Below are 14,659 nucleotides of genomic sequence, written 5' to 3' on the forward strand. Positions count from 1 at the left end.
GCTTGTGCTGAAAACGCATATAAGGCATCGCATATTCAATGCGCGATGCCTTCATTGATTGATTCCGTTAATGGTCAACTGCCGCATTCCTAATAACGACATCTGGTTTTCTTCTATTAACTTAATGGCCCCGCCCCACCGGAAGCCTGACATCGATATATCGAAGGCGTTAACCCGGTACGGGCGGGATATTCGCGTTCAATAACCTCAATCACTTCCTCCGTCAACGCTGACGGGATCAACGCGACAATGCAGCCGCCAAAACCGCCGCCGGTCATTCTGACGCCGCCGCGTTTACCGACATAGTCCTGAATCAACGCAACCAGCGTATCAATCTGCGGCACCGTGATCGCAAAATCATCACGCATGGAAACATGTGATTCCGCCATCAGGGTAAACAGACGCCGCGCATCCTGTCGCGCCAGCGCATCGGCGGCTTCCAGTGTGCGGCGGTTTTCCGAAATGACATGCCGGGCTCGCTTGCATACCAACGGATCAAGGCCCGCCGCGCCTGCTGCAAACTGCGACAATGAAACATCGCGGAGCGCGTTGACGCCAAAGTAACGCGCCGCTGCTTCGCACTGCCGACGCCGCGTGTTGTACTCGCTGTCCACCAGACCGCGACGTACATTGGAATTGACAATCACTATCTCCACGTCAGCCAACATCCGCACCGCCCGCCCCTCCAGCGTGCGGCAGTCGATCAACAACGCATGACCCGCCTGCCCCTGAGCGGAAATATACTGATCCATGATGCCGCAGCGACAACCGACAAAATCGTTTTCTGCTTGCTGCCCCGCCAGCGCCAATACTAACGGGCTTACGTCAAGATTATTCAAGGTCTTGAATGTCTGACCGATCGCCACCTCCAGCGAGGCGGAAGAACTCAGCCCCGCCCCTGACGGCACATTGCCGGTAATCACCATATCCATACCGCTGAGCGGCAATCCGCGCGCTTGTAGAGATTTGACGGTTCCCCGCACATAGTCAGCCCAGGCATATTCAGGATGATGTTCAATAACATGGGTGAGATCGAACTGGTCCTGTTGGTTATCGCAGTTTACCGCCACTACCCGCACTACACTGTCCTGTCGCACCGCCGCGCTGATCACTGTCTGATAGTCGATGGCGCAAGGCAAAACAAAACCGTCGTTATAGTCGGTATGCTCGCCAATCAGGTTTACCCGGCCTGGCGCCTGAATATTGGCGTTCGGCGCATAACCAAACACCTGAATAAAGACCGACTCGGCAGACTGGCGCAGAGAATCTATATGGCTCATTCGATGACCTCAAATTTGCTCACGAAAATGAATATCGCTTACGCTACGCAACCGCTCGGCAGCCTGCTCCGCCGTCAGATCACGTTGCACCTCCGCCAGCATTTCATAACCGACCATAAACTTGCGCACGCTGGCAGAACGTAATAATGGGGGATAAAAATGAGCATGCAGTTGCCAGTGCGCATTGTCATCACCGTTGAACGGCGCGCCATGCCATCCCATCGAATAGGGGAAGGCGCACTGAAACAGATTGTCATAACGGCTGGTCAGCGTTTTCAACGCCACCGCCAAATCGTCGCGCTGAGCATCATTCAATTGCGGCAACCGCTGTACGGTGAATTTGGGCAACAGCAAGGTTTCAAATGGCCAGCATGCCCAATAAGGAACCACCGCCAGCCAATATTCTGTTTCCACCACCAGGCGCGTTCCCGCCGTCTGTTCGCGTTGAACATAATCCAACAGCAGCGGTGAAGCATATTGAATAAAATATTCACGCTGATGCTGATCTTCACGCAGCGCTTCGTTCGGCAAAAAATCGTTGGCCCATACTTGCCCATGCGGATGTGGATTGGAACATCCCATCATCGCGCCTTTATTTTCAAATACCTGAACCCATGCATAGCGTGCTCCCAATTGCGCCGTCTGCTCGCTCCAGGTATCGATCACCGCCCTTAGCGCCGACAACGGAAGCTCCGGCAAACTTTTACCGTGATCGGGCGAGAAACAGATCACCCGGCTAACGCCTCTGGCGCGCTCCATACGGAACAACGGATCAGCGCAGAAAGCTACCGTCGGGGTATCTTCCAGCAGAGCCGAAAAATCATTGGTGAAAACATATGTACCCTGATACTGAGGATTAATATCGCCACTGATCCGCTGGTTACCTGCGCACAGGTAGCAGTGCGGATCGTAAGACGGCGGCGCACTGCGGTCCGGCGCTTCCTGCTGACCCTGCCACGGACGTTTGGCGCGATGAGGCGACACCAGCACCCACTCTCCTTTGAGCGGATTAAAGCGGCGGTGCGGATGTTCGGTTGGTTCAAACAGCATAAGATCATTCCTCAAAGCAAGACTCAACCCTGTGCGGATCAGCGATAGTGGTCAATCGAGTGAGATGCTCCTTTTACATATTATTATGTAATCGATCTCATCAGAAATTTGATAAATCCCTCGCATTTTCATGCATGAAAAGTGAATATCATCCACGAATTTTGCAACTTAGTGTAAACGGTTACACTAAATTTAAACCTCGGAATAGGATTTGGAAAGAGACAAGTTGCGCATGAATGTTGATACCGCTCACAGAAGTACCGTCTGGATAGCACGGGAAAAAAAGAGGAATAGGCAATATCAATAAAAAACCTGTACATTTATACGTATAAATCATCCGTTTTTCTCATAACCAGTGCGTTAGGCTATACCCAAGTCAGTGACGTGACACACAGCAAAACGGCTAGCCAACATGATCGGATACACTTACCCAGATAAGTGGTTCACGTGGATAAGCGTTATTAAACACATGCTGGCGTCAGGTATGGAAAACATAAAAAAACCGTTGTTTTTTATGTCACATGACAACGCATTTCACCGTTCAGGAATGCTCAATGGCAACAATAAAAGATGTCGCTCGTCTGGCTGGTGTCTCCGTTGCAACGGTTTCGCGAGTCATCAATAATTCCCCGAAAGCCAGCAGCGCCTCACGAGCGGTCGTGCATCAGGCAATGGCTGAGTTACAGTTTCATCCCAACGCCAATGCCAGAGCCCTTGCCCATCAAAGTGCGGAAACGCTTGGTATTGTGGTCGCGGATGTTTCCGATCCTTTCTTCGGCGCTATGGTCAAATCCGTGGAACAGATCGCTCAGGCAACAGGAAAATTCCTGCTTATCGGCAATGGCTATCACAACGCCGATCAGGAGAAAAAAGCCATCGAACAGCTTATTCGTCATCGCTGCGCCGGGTTGGTGGTGCATGCCAAGATGATTTCCGCTCACGAATTGACGGCGTTGATGAGCCATATTCCTGATATGGTGCTGATCAACCGTACCCTGCCGGGTTATGAAAGCCGTTGCGTCGCGCTGGATGATCGTTACGGTTCATGGCTGTCTACCCGTCATTTGCTTCAGCAAGGTCATCAGAAAATCGGTTTTCTCTGCTCGGATCACCCGATTTCCGACGCCTTCGATCGTCTTCAGGGTTATATCGATGCTCTACAAGAGCAAGGTATTGAACCGAATGAACGCCTGATCGCCAGGGCCTCGCCGGATGAACCGGGCGGCGAAGCGGCGATGACGTCGTTGCTCAGTCGTGGCGGCGAGATGACGGCGATAGTGTGCTACAACGACTCCATGGCGGCTGGCGCGCTATCGGTGTTGAGTGATAACAGTATCAACGTGCCGCAGGATATGTCGGTGGTGGGGTTTGATGATGTCCTGATCGCCCGCTACCTACGTCCGCGTTTGACTACCGTACATTACCCGGTTGCTGCGATGGCAATACACGCGGCGCAACTGGCGATTGCGTTATCCCAGGGCGAGCCGCTCAAAGAAACCACCAATATGTTCAGCCCGACATTGGTTCGCCGTTATTCTGTCAGCGCGCCCCCGGACAAAAAACAATCTTCCGTCCAACCGCGGTTCGCTTAAGCAAACGAGTCTGCGCGCATGATTTCTTTGCGACGCGGATTCAAAAACTGAAATCGCCGCAAGCACGGAAAAATCGCGGTCTGCTAATATTTTGTGGCAGGAACAAGGCTGTCGGGCGCTGCGCTGTGCCATCAGGTTGCGCTCTGTTTCCATTCAGCAATGCCGACCATGCTCAGGCGTGGTTAGCTTAACCAATAAGGTGATGACGATGGGAAAAATCCACGACTTCAAGAAACTGTTTAAATCAATGCTTGGCAAGAAGCAAATCTCGGAAATAGAGTTGACCTCGCCAGTGGATAAAGAAAACCTGCAACAGTTGGTGAGCGCCTTCGGCGGCAAAGAGAATATCGCCAGTCTGGATGCCTGCATTACGCGCCTGCGGGTCGAAGTGCTCGACCTGCGGTCGGTCAACAGCGCGCATCTGCAAAAACTGGGCGCGCTGGGCGTTATTATTGTCGACAATCAGGTTCAGGCGATCTTTGGCAGACAGTCCGATAACCTGCGGCGCGAACTGGCCCACTGGTTTGAAGTTGAGGACAGCATCCCGCGCTAAGCCCCCGCATCACGTCAATCCTTAACGACCACCGCCTCAATCCGTGAGGCGGTGATGTTTGTTCAATACGCGCTGGCGTCATTCAGCAGGCCAATATCCGCCGGCGATAGCCGCAGCCGGGTCGCCCCCGCCAGTTCCTTGACTTGTTCCAGTGACGTGGCACTGACAATCGGCGCCGTCATTCCCGGACGGGCAATCAGCCAGGCCAACGCCACCTGTGACGGCGTTACCTGATGCAGGTTGGCGACGCTATCCAATGCTTCAATAATGGTGCGCCCCCGATCATTCAGATACTTTTCAACCACCCCCTGCCCGCGTGCGCTTTTTGCCGCATCCTCCGGCTGGCGGTATTTTCCAGACAGAAAACCGCTTGCCAGCGAATAGTAGCTGATTACGCCAAGTCCGTGTTCCCGAACCAGAGGCTCCAGCGCCGCCTCATAGCCTTGACGATCATACAGATTGTATTCAGGTTGCAGTGTTTCATAACGCGCCAGATTATTGTCCGCGCTGACTTTCAGCGCTTCCGCCAGCCTGTTCGCCTCGTAATTTGATGCGCCGATCGCCCGGACTTTGCCCTCTTTAATCAACGCGTCAAAGGTGGTGAGCGTTTCCTCCAGCGGCGTCTCTTTATCATCTTCATGGGACTGATAAAGGTCGATATAATCGGTCTGCAAACGCTGCAACGAAGCTTCCACCGCCTGACGAATATAGCGTGCGGACAGCCCTTTTTTACCATCCCCCATATCCATGCCCACTTTGGTGGCGATAATCACCTTGTCGCGCTGGCCGGTCTTTTTCAACCAGTTGCCGATAATGGTTTCGGACTCACCGCCCTGATTGTCTGGCGCCCAGACAGAATACACATCCGCGGTATCAATGAAATTCAACTGATGCTCCAGCAAAGCATCCAGAAGACGAAACGAGGTGGGCTGATCGATAGTCCAGCCAAACACATTTCCCCCGAAGGTCAATGAAGGGACCTTGATCCCGGAACGTCCCAGTTCACGGACAGATTCAGAAGCTGACATAAATCATATCTCCTTGTTGAATAAAAGCGGAAAACCTCATAAAAGCGCAATGCGGTTCAGGGATCAAGCCGGCAAATACCGCCATAGTGTTCGGGGCAGCGTTACCCTGTCTTCTGGTGAAAACAACGACATCATCACAAAAATGAGGAATTTCATCTGTGGTATCAAAATATTGAATGGATAAAAGTCAGTGATAATCAGATACACCATTTAGTTTAGACACTTTCCCACTATATAATTGCGTTTTTGTGTTCTTCATCTCATTTTCAATGCAAGCGTTGCATAGAATGACCTGGAAAACTTGGCCTGACTCATATTTGGAGCAAACATGTCTCTATCCCATATTGCGCAATTCGTTTTGGCTTTGGTTGTGGTCGGCGCGCTGGCGCTACTGGTCTGTCGGGATCGTAAAAGCATCCGCATCCGCTTTATTATTCAACTGCTGGTTATTGAGATTCTGCTTGCCTACTTCTTCCTCTACTCGAACATCGGGCTGGGGGCGGTAAAAGCAGTTGCGGCGCTGTTCGATAAACTGCTCGGATTCGCCGGTCAAGGAACGGATTTCGTCTTCGGCGATATGGTGAATAGCGAAAAGAACCTGATTTCGTTCTTCTTCAAAGTGCTCTGCCCCATCGTCTTCATTTCTGCGTTAATCGGGATTTTGCAATACATCAAAGTGCTGCCCATCATCATCCGTGTGATCGGTACGGTACTGTCCAAAGTGAATGGTATGGGGAAACTCGAATCCTTTAACGCCGTCAGTTCACTGATCCTTGGTCAGTCCGAAAATTTCATTGCTTACAAAGACATTCTGGGCAAGATGTCCGAAAAGCGGATGTACACCATGGCCGCCACCGCCATGTCGACGGTTTCGATGTCCATCGTCGGCGCCTATATGTCGATGATCGATGCCAAGTTCGTGGTCGCCGCGCTGATCCTGAACATGTTCAGCACCTTTATTGTGCTATCGCTCATCAACCCGTATACCGTGGATGACGAACCGGAGCTACAGTTAGGCAATCTGCATGAAGGCCAGAGCTTTTTTGAAATGCTGGGTGAATACATTCTGGCTGGTTTCAAAGTCGCGGTTATCGTTGCCGCCATGCTGATTGGCTTTATTGCCTTGATCGCCGCCATCAACGCCCTGTTCAGCGCCATCTTCGGCGTGAGCTTCCAGGATATTCTCGGTTACGTTTTCTATCCGTTTGCCTGGATTATGGGCATCCCTTCCCACGAAGCCTTGCAGGTCGGCAGCATTATGGCGACTAAACTGGTTTCCAATGAGTTCGTGGCCATGCTGGAACTGCAAAAAGTGGCTGAGACCTTGTCGCCGCGCAGCGTGGGCATCCTGTCGGTGTTCCTGGTTTCCTTCGCCAACTTCTCATCGATCGGGATTATCGCCGGGGCGATTAAAGGCCTGAATGAACATCAGGGCAACGTGGTTTCCCGCTTTGGTCTGAAACTGGTTTATGGCTCGACGCTGGTCAGCATCCTGTCAGCGTCTATCGCGGGACTGGTGATGTAACCGTCTGGCTGAACGCGTCGATCTCTTCATCCGGCGGCTCGCGCGCCGCCGGGTTTTTTATCCTACAAACCCTGACACATCTTCCACATTTCCTTCATTTTTTCCCGGTAGAAACTGTTTACACTAGTATGATAGGGCGTCTGGTTGACGAAAACGAAACGTTTCAGTGACCTGCGCGATCCTCTGCGCCATCTGGAGAGATTAATCCATCACTATGAATGCCAACCGCTTCTTACGTCTGTTGATACTTGTTGCCGCCATCATCATTGCAGCCTTGCTGCTCTGGCGTCATTTCAACCCAACCCAGGCTACGCCGGGGCAAAACGGCAGTGCGCAGCAACCCCGCGAAACCGGCGGCGGACGACGTGGAGGCATGAATGTGTTGCCGCCGGTACAGGCTGCATCAACGCAATCAGCATCCGTTCCCTACTATCTTTCCGGCCTCGGCACCGTTACCGCCGCCAATACCGTGACCATCCGCAGCCGGGTCAACGGTGAACTGATGGCGCTGCACTTTCAGGAAGGCCAACAAGTAAAAGCCGGCGAGTTATTGGCGGAGATCGACCCCAGGCCTTTTCAGGTCGAACTGACTCAGGCTCAGGGACAATTGGCGAAAGATCAGGCGGTGCTGGCTAACGCCCGTCAGGATCTATCCCGCTATCAGCAACTGGTGAAGAGTAACCTGATCTCGCGTCAGGAACTGGATGCGCAACTCGCTCAGGTTCGACAGGCGCAAGGCACAATCAAAGTCGATGAAGGCGCGGTCGCCAGCGCCGAGCTTCAGTTGGCTTACAGCAAGATCACCGCTCCCATTAGTGGCCGGGTCGGGCTGAAACAGGTGGATGTAGGAAATTACATCACCAGCAGTGATACTAACGGGCTGGTCGTCATCACGCAGACGCACCCTATCGATGCGGTATTTACCGTACCGGAAGGTGAGATCGCCACCATCCTCAATGCGCAGAAATCCGGTCAGCCGCCGATCGTCGAAGCCTGGGATCGCGCCAATCAGAAACGGTTGTCGCAGGGTAGTCTGCTCAGTATGGATAACCAGATCGATGCCGCCACCGGCACCATCAAGCTCAAGGCTCGTTTTGAAAATCTGGATGACGCGTTGTTCCCAAACCAGTTCGTCAACATCCGCATGAAGGTCGATATGCTGCAAAACGCCGTGGTTGCGCCGGTAGCCGCCGTGCAGATGGGCAACGAAGGACGTTTCGTCTGGATACTGAATGATAAGCAAGAAGTCAGCAAACGGCAGGTGACGACCGGCATTCAATACGGTCAGCAAATCGTGATTACCGCCGGTCTGGATGCCGGGGTGCAAGTGATTACCGATGGTATCGACCGGCTGACGGAAGGGGCGAAGGTGGATGTCCTGCCTGCGGCGCAAACCACGCAAAGACCGGCTACCCGCAGGGAGAAATCCTGATGCGGGATACTGCGCCAGCCAGTGGCGGCGGCCCATCACGGATTTTTATCCTGCGGCCGGTGGCCACCACGCTGTTGATGATCGCTATCCTGCTGGCGGGGATCATCGGCTACCGTGCGTTGCCGGTTGCGGCGTTGCCGGAAGTGGATTATCCGACCATCCAGGTGGTCACGCTCTATCCCGGCGCCAGCCCTGAAGTGGTGACCTCGGCGATCACCGCGCCGCTGGAACGTCAGTTCGGCCAAATGTCCGGGCTAAAGCAGATGTCAACCCAGAGTTCGGGCGGCGCGTCGGTCATCACGTTGCAATTCCAGCTTGAGTTGTCGCTGGATATTGCGGAACAAGATGTGCAGGCCGCCATCAATGCGGCCACCAATCTGTTGCCCGACGACCTGCCTTACCCGCCGACCTACAGCAAGGTGAACCCGGCCGACCCGCCGATTATGACGCTGGCGGTCACTTCCAGCGCCATGCCGATGACGCAGGTTCAGGACATGGTCGATAATCGCATCGCGCAGAAAATCTCGCAGGTGGCGGGCGTCGGTCTGGTTTCGCTGGCGGGCGGGCAGCGTCCCGCGGTGCGGGTGAAACTCAACGCGCCCGCGCTGGCGGCGCAGGGGTTGACCAGCGAAGCGATCCGCACCGCTATCACCGCCGCCAACGTCAATTCCGCAAAGGGCAGTCTTGACGGCCCGACGCGCGCCATTACGCTGTCCGCCAACGATCAGATGAAATCCGTTGAGGATTATCGACAACTGATCGTCGCCTGGCGCAATGCTGCGCCGGTGCGCCTGCGCGACGTCGCCACCATCGAACAGGCGGCGGAAAACACCTATCTGGCGGCCTGGTCCAATCGTCAGCAGGCGATCATTATCAACGTTCAGCGTCAACCCGGCGCCAACGTGATCACCACCACCGACAGCATTCGCAAGTTGTTGCCGGGCCTGACGGCCAGCCTGCCGAAATCGGTCGAGGTCACGACCCTGACCGATCGCACCACCAGCATCCGCGCATCGGTTAAAGACGTCCAATTTGAATTATTGCTGGCTATCGCACTGGTGGTGATGGTGATCTACCTGTTTCTGCGCAATGCGGTCGCGACGCTGATCCCCAGCATCGTGGTGCCGCTATCGCTGATCGGCACTTTTGCCGCCATGTATTTCCTTGGCTTTTCCATCAATAATCTGACGCTGATGGCGCTTACCATCGCCACCGGTTTTGTGGTGGATGACGCGATCGTGGTTATTGAAAACATCGCCCGCTACATCGAAAAAGGGGAAAAACCGCGCGATGCGGCGTTGAAAGGCGCCGGCGAAATCGGCTTTACCATTATTTCATTGACCTTCTCGCTGATTGCCGTGCTGATCCCGTTGTTGTTTATGGGCGACATTATTGGCCGTCTGTTCCGGGAATTCGCCATCACGCTGGCGGTGGCGATTCTGATTTCGGCAGTGGTGTCGCTGACGCTCACGCCGATGATGTGCGCCCATATGCTCAGTCATCGGTCGCTGCGTCAGCACAACCGGTTTACCCGCGCCAGCGAACAGTTCTTTACCCGACTGGTAAACGCCTATGGCGTCTGGTTGCGTAAAGTGCTGAATCACCCCTGGTTAACGCTGAGCGTGGCATTGGGCACCTTAGCGCTCACCATTCTGCTCTACCTGTGGATCCCCAAAGGATTCTTTCCGGTACAGGACAACGGCATTATTCAGGGGACGGTGCAAGCGCCGCAATCAGTCTCCTTCATTAATATGGCGGAACGCCAGCAGCAAGTGGCGTCAATTATCATGAAAGATCCGGCGGTACAGAGCGTGTCGTCGTTTGTCGGCGTCGACGGCGCCAACGCCGCGCTGAACAGTGGCCGCTTGCAGATCAACCTGCGTCCGCTCAGCGAGCGCGGCGAACGTATTCCTGAGATCATTGCCCGGCTGCAACAACAGACCGCACAACTCCCCGGCATACAGCTTTACCTGCAACCGGTGCAGGATTTGACCATCGATACGCAGGTCAGCCGCACGCCATATCAGTTTACCTTGCAGGCCATGTCGCAGGAGGAACTGAGCCTGTGGGTGCCGAAGCTGATGGCGGAACTGCAAAAGCTGCCGCAACTGGAAGACGTCAGCAGCGACTGGCAGGATCGCGCGCCGGTGGCTTATGTCAACGTCAACCGCGACAGCGCCAGCCGTCTGGGTATTACCATGTCGCAGGTTGACAGCGCCCTGTATAACGCTTTCGGGCAACGTCTGATTTCCACGATTTATACCCAGTCCAGCCAGTATCGCGTCGTGCTGGAACACAATACCGCCAATCATTCCGCCATTGACGGCAATGCACTGGACGCCCTGAACGACGTGCGGTTAGTCAGCGGCGACGGCGGCGCGATCCCGCTGAGTAGTATCGCGACCATTGAGGAGCGTCTGGGGCCGCTGGCGATCAACCGCATCGATCAATTTCCCTCAACCATCATCTCCTTTAATGTGAACAGTGACTACTCGCTGGGTGAGGCGGTGAACGCCATCACTCAGGCGGAACAGCAGATGAATCTGCCGGCGGATATCACCACTCGTTTTCAGGGCAGCACGCTGGCATTTCAGTCTGCGTTGAGCAGCACGGTGTGGCTGATCGTGGCGGCGGTAGTCGCCATGTACATTGTGCTTGGCGTGTTGTACGAAAGCTTCATTCATCCGGTCACCATACTTTCCACGCTGCCCACGGCAGGCGTCGGCGCATTGCTGGCGCTGATGATGGCCGGCAGCGAACTGGATGTGATTGCCGTTATCGGCATCATTCTGCTGATCGGCATCGTGAAAAAGAACGCCATCATGATGATCGACTTCGCGCTGGCCGCCGAACGGAAACAAGGCATGACGCCTTATGACGCCATCTATCAGGCTTGCCTGTTGCGTTTTCGTCCCATCCTGATGACCACTCTGGCTGCGCTGCTCAGCGCCTTGCCGCTGATGTTGAGTACCGGTGTGGGCGCGGAATTACGCCAACCGCTGGGGATCTGTATGGTTGGCGGTCTGATCATGAGTCAGATCCTCACGCTGTTTACCACGCCGGTGATTTATCTGCTGTTTGACCGGCTGGCGCAACGCTTTCGCCGCGCGTCTCGTCAGGAGGAAGAAAACGCGTGAGGTTCTTCGCCCTGTTCATTCATCGGCCCGTCGCCACCACGCTGCTGACGCTGGCTATCGCCATTTGCGGCATCATCGGATTTCGGCTGCTGCCGGTCGCTCCCTTGCCGCAGGTGGATTTTCCGGTTATCTCGGTCAGCGCTTCGCTACCGGGCGCGTCGCCGGAAACCATGGCCTCTTCGGTCGCCACGCCGCTGGAACGCGCATTGGGCCGGATTGCCGGCGTCAGCGAAATGACCTCCACCAGTTCGCTCGGCAGCACGCGCATTATTCTGGTATTCGATCTCGACAGGGATATCAACGGCGCCGCCCGTGACGTGCAGGCCGCCATCAATGCCGCTCAGAATCTGTTGCCGTCCGGCATGGCGAGCCGCCCCACCTACCGCAAGGCCAACCCATCCGATGCGCCGGTCATGATCCTGACGCTGACGTCGGATACCTATGATCAGGGCCAACTCTATGACTTCGCCTCAACCCAACTGGCGCAAAAAATCGCTCAGATGGAGGGCGTGGGAGATGTTTCCATCAGCGGCGGTTCCTTGCCGGCGGTGCGCGTGGCCCTGAATCCTGTGGCGCTGTTTAATCAGGGGATTTCGCTGGACGCCGTGCGCGAGGCCATCAGCCAGGCTAATGTGCGCCAGCCGCTGGGCAATATCGCCAATCATCAGCAAAGCTGGCAAATACAGACCAATGATGAACTGAAAAGCGCAGAGGCCTACAAGCCGCTGATTATTCACTACCGTAACGGTGCCGCAGTCCGGCTGAGCGATGTGGCGACAGTGGAAGATGCGGTGCAAGACGCACGCAACGCGGGGATGGCGAACGCCGAACCCGCCGTTCTGGTGATGATCCGCCGTACCCCTGAGGCCAACATCATCAACACCGTCGATAACATCCGTGCCGCGTTGCCGACGCTGCGCGCCAGCCTGCCTGCGGCGATCCAACTTGATATTGCCCAGGATCGCTCGCCGACTATCCGCGCTTCGCTCGCCGAGGTCGAACAATCGCTGATCATCGCCGTGGCGCTGGTCATTCTGGTGGTGTTTCTGTTTCTGCGTTCCTGGCGCGCCACTTTTATTCCCGCCGTGGCGGTGCCGGTTTCCCTGATCGGCACCTTCGCCGCCATGTATCTATTCGGGTTCAGTCTGAATAACCTGTCGCTGATGGCGCTCACCATCGCCACCGGTTTTGTGGTGGATGATGCGATTGTGGTGCTGGAAAATATTTCCCGTCACATTGAAGCGGGCATGAAGCCGCTGCAAGCCTCGTTGCAAGGGGTGCGTGAAGTGGGTTTCACCGTGATGTCGATGAGTATTTCGCTGGTGGCGGTGTTCATCCCGCTGTTATTGATGGACGGTTTACCGGGCCGACTGCTTCGGGAGTTTGCCGTAACGCTGTCAGTGGCGATCATGATTTCGCTGCTGATTTCACTGACGCTGACGCCGATGATGTGCGCCCGTTTATTGCGTGCCGCGCCTGCGCGCAGTCAACCGCGTAACCGTGGTTTCAGCCGCGTCATCACATCGGTGCAACAGCGCTATGGCCGTTCGCTTATGTGGGTGCTCAATCATGCCCGTTGGGTATTGGCGCTATTGTTGGGGACGATGGCGCTGAATGTCTGGCTGTATATCAGCATCCCGAAAACCTTTTTCCCTGAGCAGGATAATGGCCGGCTAATGGGATTTATTCAGGCTGATCAGAGCATTTCCTTTCAGGCGATGAAGGGGAAACTACAGAACTTCATGACCATTGTGCGCAACGATCCCGCCGTGGATAACGTGACCGGCTTTACCGGCGGAACGCGCACCAACGGCGGATCGATGTTTATCTCCCTCAAACCGCTGTCCGAACGTGACGTCAGCGCTCAGCAGGTCATCAGCCGTCTGAGGAGCAAGCTGTCGAAAGAAGCGGGCGCCAGCCTGTTTTTAATGCCGGTGCAAGATATCCACATCGGTGGACGCCAAGCGAACGCCAGCTACCAGTACACCTTGCTGTCTGATGACGTGAGCGAACTGCGCATCTGGGAACCGAAAATCAGTGATGCCCTGAGCAAGTTGCCTGAACTGGTCGATGTAAGCTCCGATCAGCAGAGTAAGGGGTCGGAAATGGCGCTCACCTACAATCGTGATGCGATGGCGCAACTGGGGATCAGTGTCGCCAGCGCCAATGCGTTATTGAACAATGCCTTCGGTCAGCGTCAGATCTCCACCATTTATCAGCCGCTTAACCAGTACAAAGTGGTGATGGAAGTCGATGCAGCCTATACGCAGGATGTGAGTGCGCTGGATAGCATGTTCGTCATCAATAACGACGGCAAGCCGATCCCGCTCTCTTACTTTGCCCGCTGGCAGCCCATCAATGCGCCGCTGTCGGTCAACCATCAGGGCTTGTCTGCGGCTTCAACCCTATCCTTCAACTTATCCGACGGGACGACGCTTTCAGCAGCCACTACCGCCATTGAACGGGCCATGACCGCGCTGGGCGCGCCGACCACCGTGCGGGGACAATTCTCCGGCACGGCGCAGGCTTTCCAACAGTCGCAATCCGCGCAGTTGGTGTTGATTCTGGCGGCGATCATCACGGTCTATATTGTGCTCGGCGTGCTGTATGAAAGTTACGTGCATCCGCTCACCATTCTCTCCACCCTGCCTTCCGCGGGCGTGGGCGCGCTGCTGGCGCTGGAGTGGTTCGGCGCGCCGTTCAGCCTGATTGCGCTGATTGGCATTATGTTGCTGATCGGTATCGTTAAAAAGAACGCCATCATGATGGTGGACTTTGCGCTGGCGGCGCAACGAACCCGTGGGATCAGCGCCAAAGACGCTATTTTTCAGGCCAGTCTGTTGCGTTTCCGACCGATTATGATGACCACGCTGGCCGCGCTGTTTGGCGCGTTGCCGTTGGCGCTGACCAGCGGCGACGGCGCCGAATTGCGCCAGCCGCTGGGGATCACTATTGTCGGCGGGTTGGTGGTAAGCCAGTTGCTCACGCTGTACACCACGCCGGTGGTATACCTGTTTTTTGATAAGCTGAGGAACATCAATCATGCCGCCGGGAAACCCTGA

The 14,659-nt window shown here is 55.1% G+C and carries 9 protein-coding genes; 6 read left to right on the forward strand and 3 right to left on the reverse strand.

The annotated features are described in order from the left end of the window. Window positions 1-116: 116 nt before the first annotated feature. Both galK and galT read right to left on the reverse strand, forming a co-directional pair. Window positions 117-1,280 carry a galactokinase gene (gene galK, locus NC856_RS14300; RefSeq protein ID WP_264091112.1) on the reverse strand — a complete coding sequence of 388 codons (1,164 nt, stop codon included), beginning with the start codon at window positions 1,278-1,280 and terminating at the stop codon, window positions 117-119. A 9-nt stretch (window positions 1,281-1,289) separates the two neighbouring features. Next, window positions 1,290-2,330, reverse strand: a complete 1,041-nt coding sequence (gene galT, locus NC856_RS14305) for a galactose-1-phosphate uridylyltransferase (RefSeq protein WP_264091113.1) — start codon at window positions 2,328-2,330, stop codon at window positions 1,290-1,292. Between the two features lie 554 nt (window positions 2,331-2,884). Here galT and galR point away from each other — a divergent pair. Beyond that, complete coding sequence (gene galR / locus NC856_RS14310; RefSeq protein WP_264091114.1) at window positions 2,885-3,922, forward strand: HTH-type transcriptional regulator GalR; 1,038 nt, start codon at window positions 2,885-2,887, stop codon at window positions 3,920-3,922. A 208-nt stretch (window positions 3,923-4,130) separates the two neighbouring features. Then, entirely contained in the window at window positions 4,131-4,475 is a 345-nt protein-coding gene (locus NC856_RS14315; RefSeq protein WP_264091115.1) for a glucose PTS transporter subunit EIIB, read from the forward strand. A 62-nt stretch (window positions 4,476-4,537) separates the two neighbouring features. Here NC856_RS14315 and NC856_RS14320 read toward each other — a convergent pair whose 3' ends face one another. Beyond that, window positions 4,538-5,503, reverse strand: a complete 966-nt coding sequence (locus NC856_RS14320) for an aldo/keto reductase (RefSeq protein WP_264091116.1) — start codon at window positions 5,501-5,503, stop codon at window positions 4,538-4,540. A gap of 328 nt (window positions 5,504-5,831) precedes the next feature. On the opposite strand from NC856_RS14320, the gene NC856_RS14325 reads away from it, so the two are divergent. From NC856_RS14325 to mdtC, 4 genes are all read left to right on the forward strand, one after another. Then, window positions 5,832-7,028 carry a NupC/NupG family nucleoside CNT transporter gene (locus NC856_RS14325; protein ID WP_264091117.1) on the forward strand — a complete coding sequence of 399 codons (1,197 nt, stop codon included), beginning with the start codon at window positions 5,832-5,834 and terminating at the stop codon, window positions 7,026-7,028. A gap of 214 nt (window positions 7,029-7,242) precedes the next feature. Further along, the gene (locus tag NC856_RS14330) at window positions 7,243-8,460 is read left to right on the forward strand and encodes an MdtA/MuxA family multidrug efflux RND transporter periplasmic adaptor subunit (protein WP_264091118.1); all 1,218 of its coding nucleotides are present in this window, start codon (window positions 7,243-7,245) and stop codon (window positions 8,458-8,460) included. Further along, entirely contained in the window at window positions 8,460-11,597 is a 3,138-nt protein-coding gene (locus tag NC856_RS14335; protein ID WP_264091119.1) for an MdtB/MuxB family multidrug efflux RND transporter permease subunit, read from the forward strand. Before NC856_RS14330 ends, NC856_RS14335 begins: the two co-directional genes overlap by 1 nt. Beyond that, window positions 11,594-14,659, forward strand: a complete 3,066-nt coding sequence (gene mdtC / locus NC856_RS14340; protein ID WP_264091120.1) for a multidrug efflux RND transporter permease subunit MdtC — start codon at window positions 11,594-11,596, stop codon at window positions 14,657-14,659. Before NC856_RS14335 ends, mdtC begins: the two co-directional genes overlap by 4 nt.

It is taken from the genome of Brenneria izbisi, assembly GCF_025840185.1.
Classification (GTDB): domain Bacteria; phylum Pseudomonadota; class Gammaproteobacteria; order Enterobacterales; family Enterobacteriaceae; genus Brenneria; species Brenneria izbisi.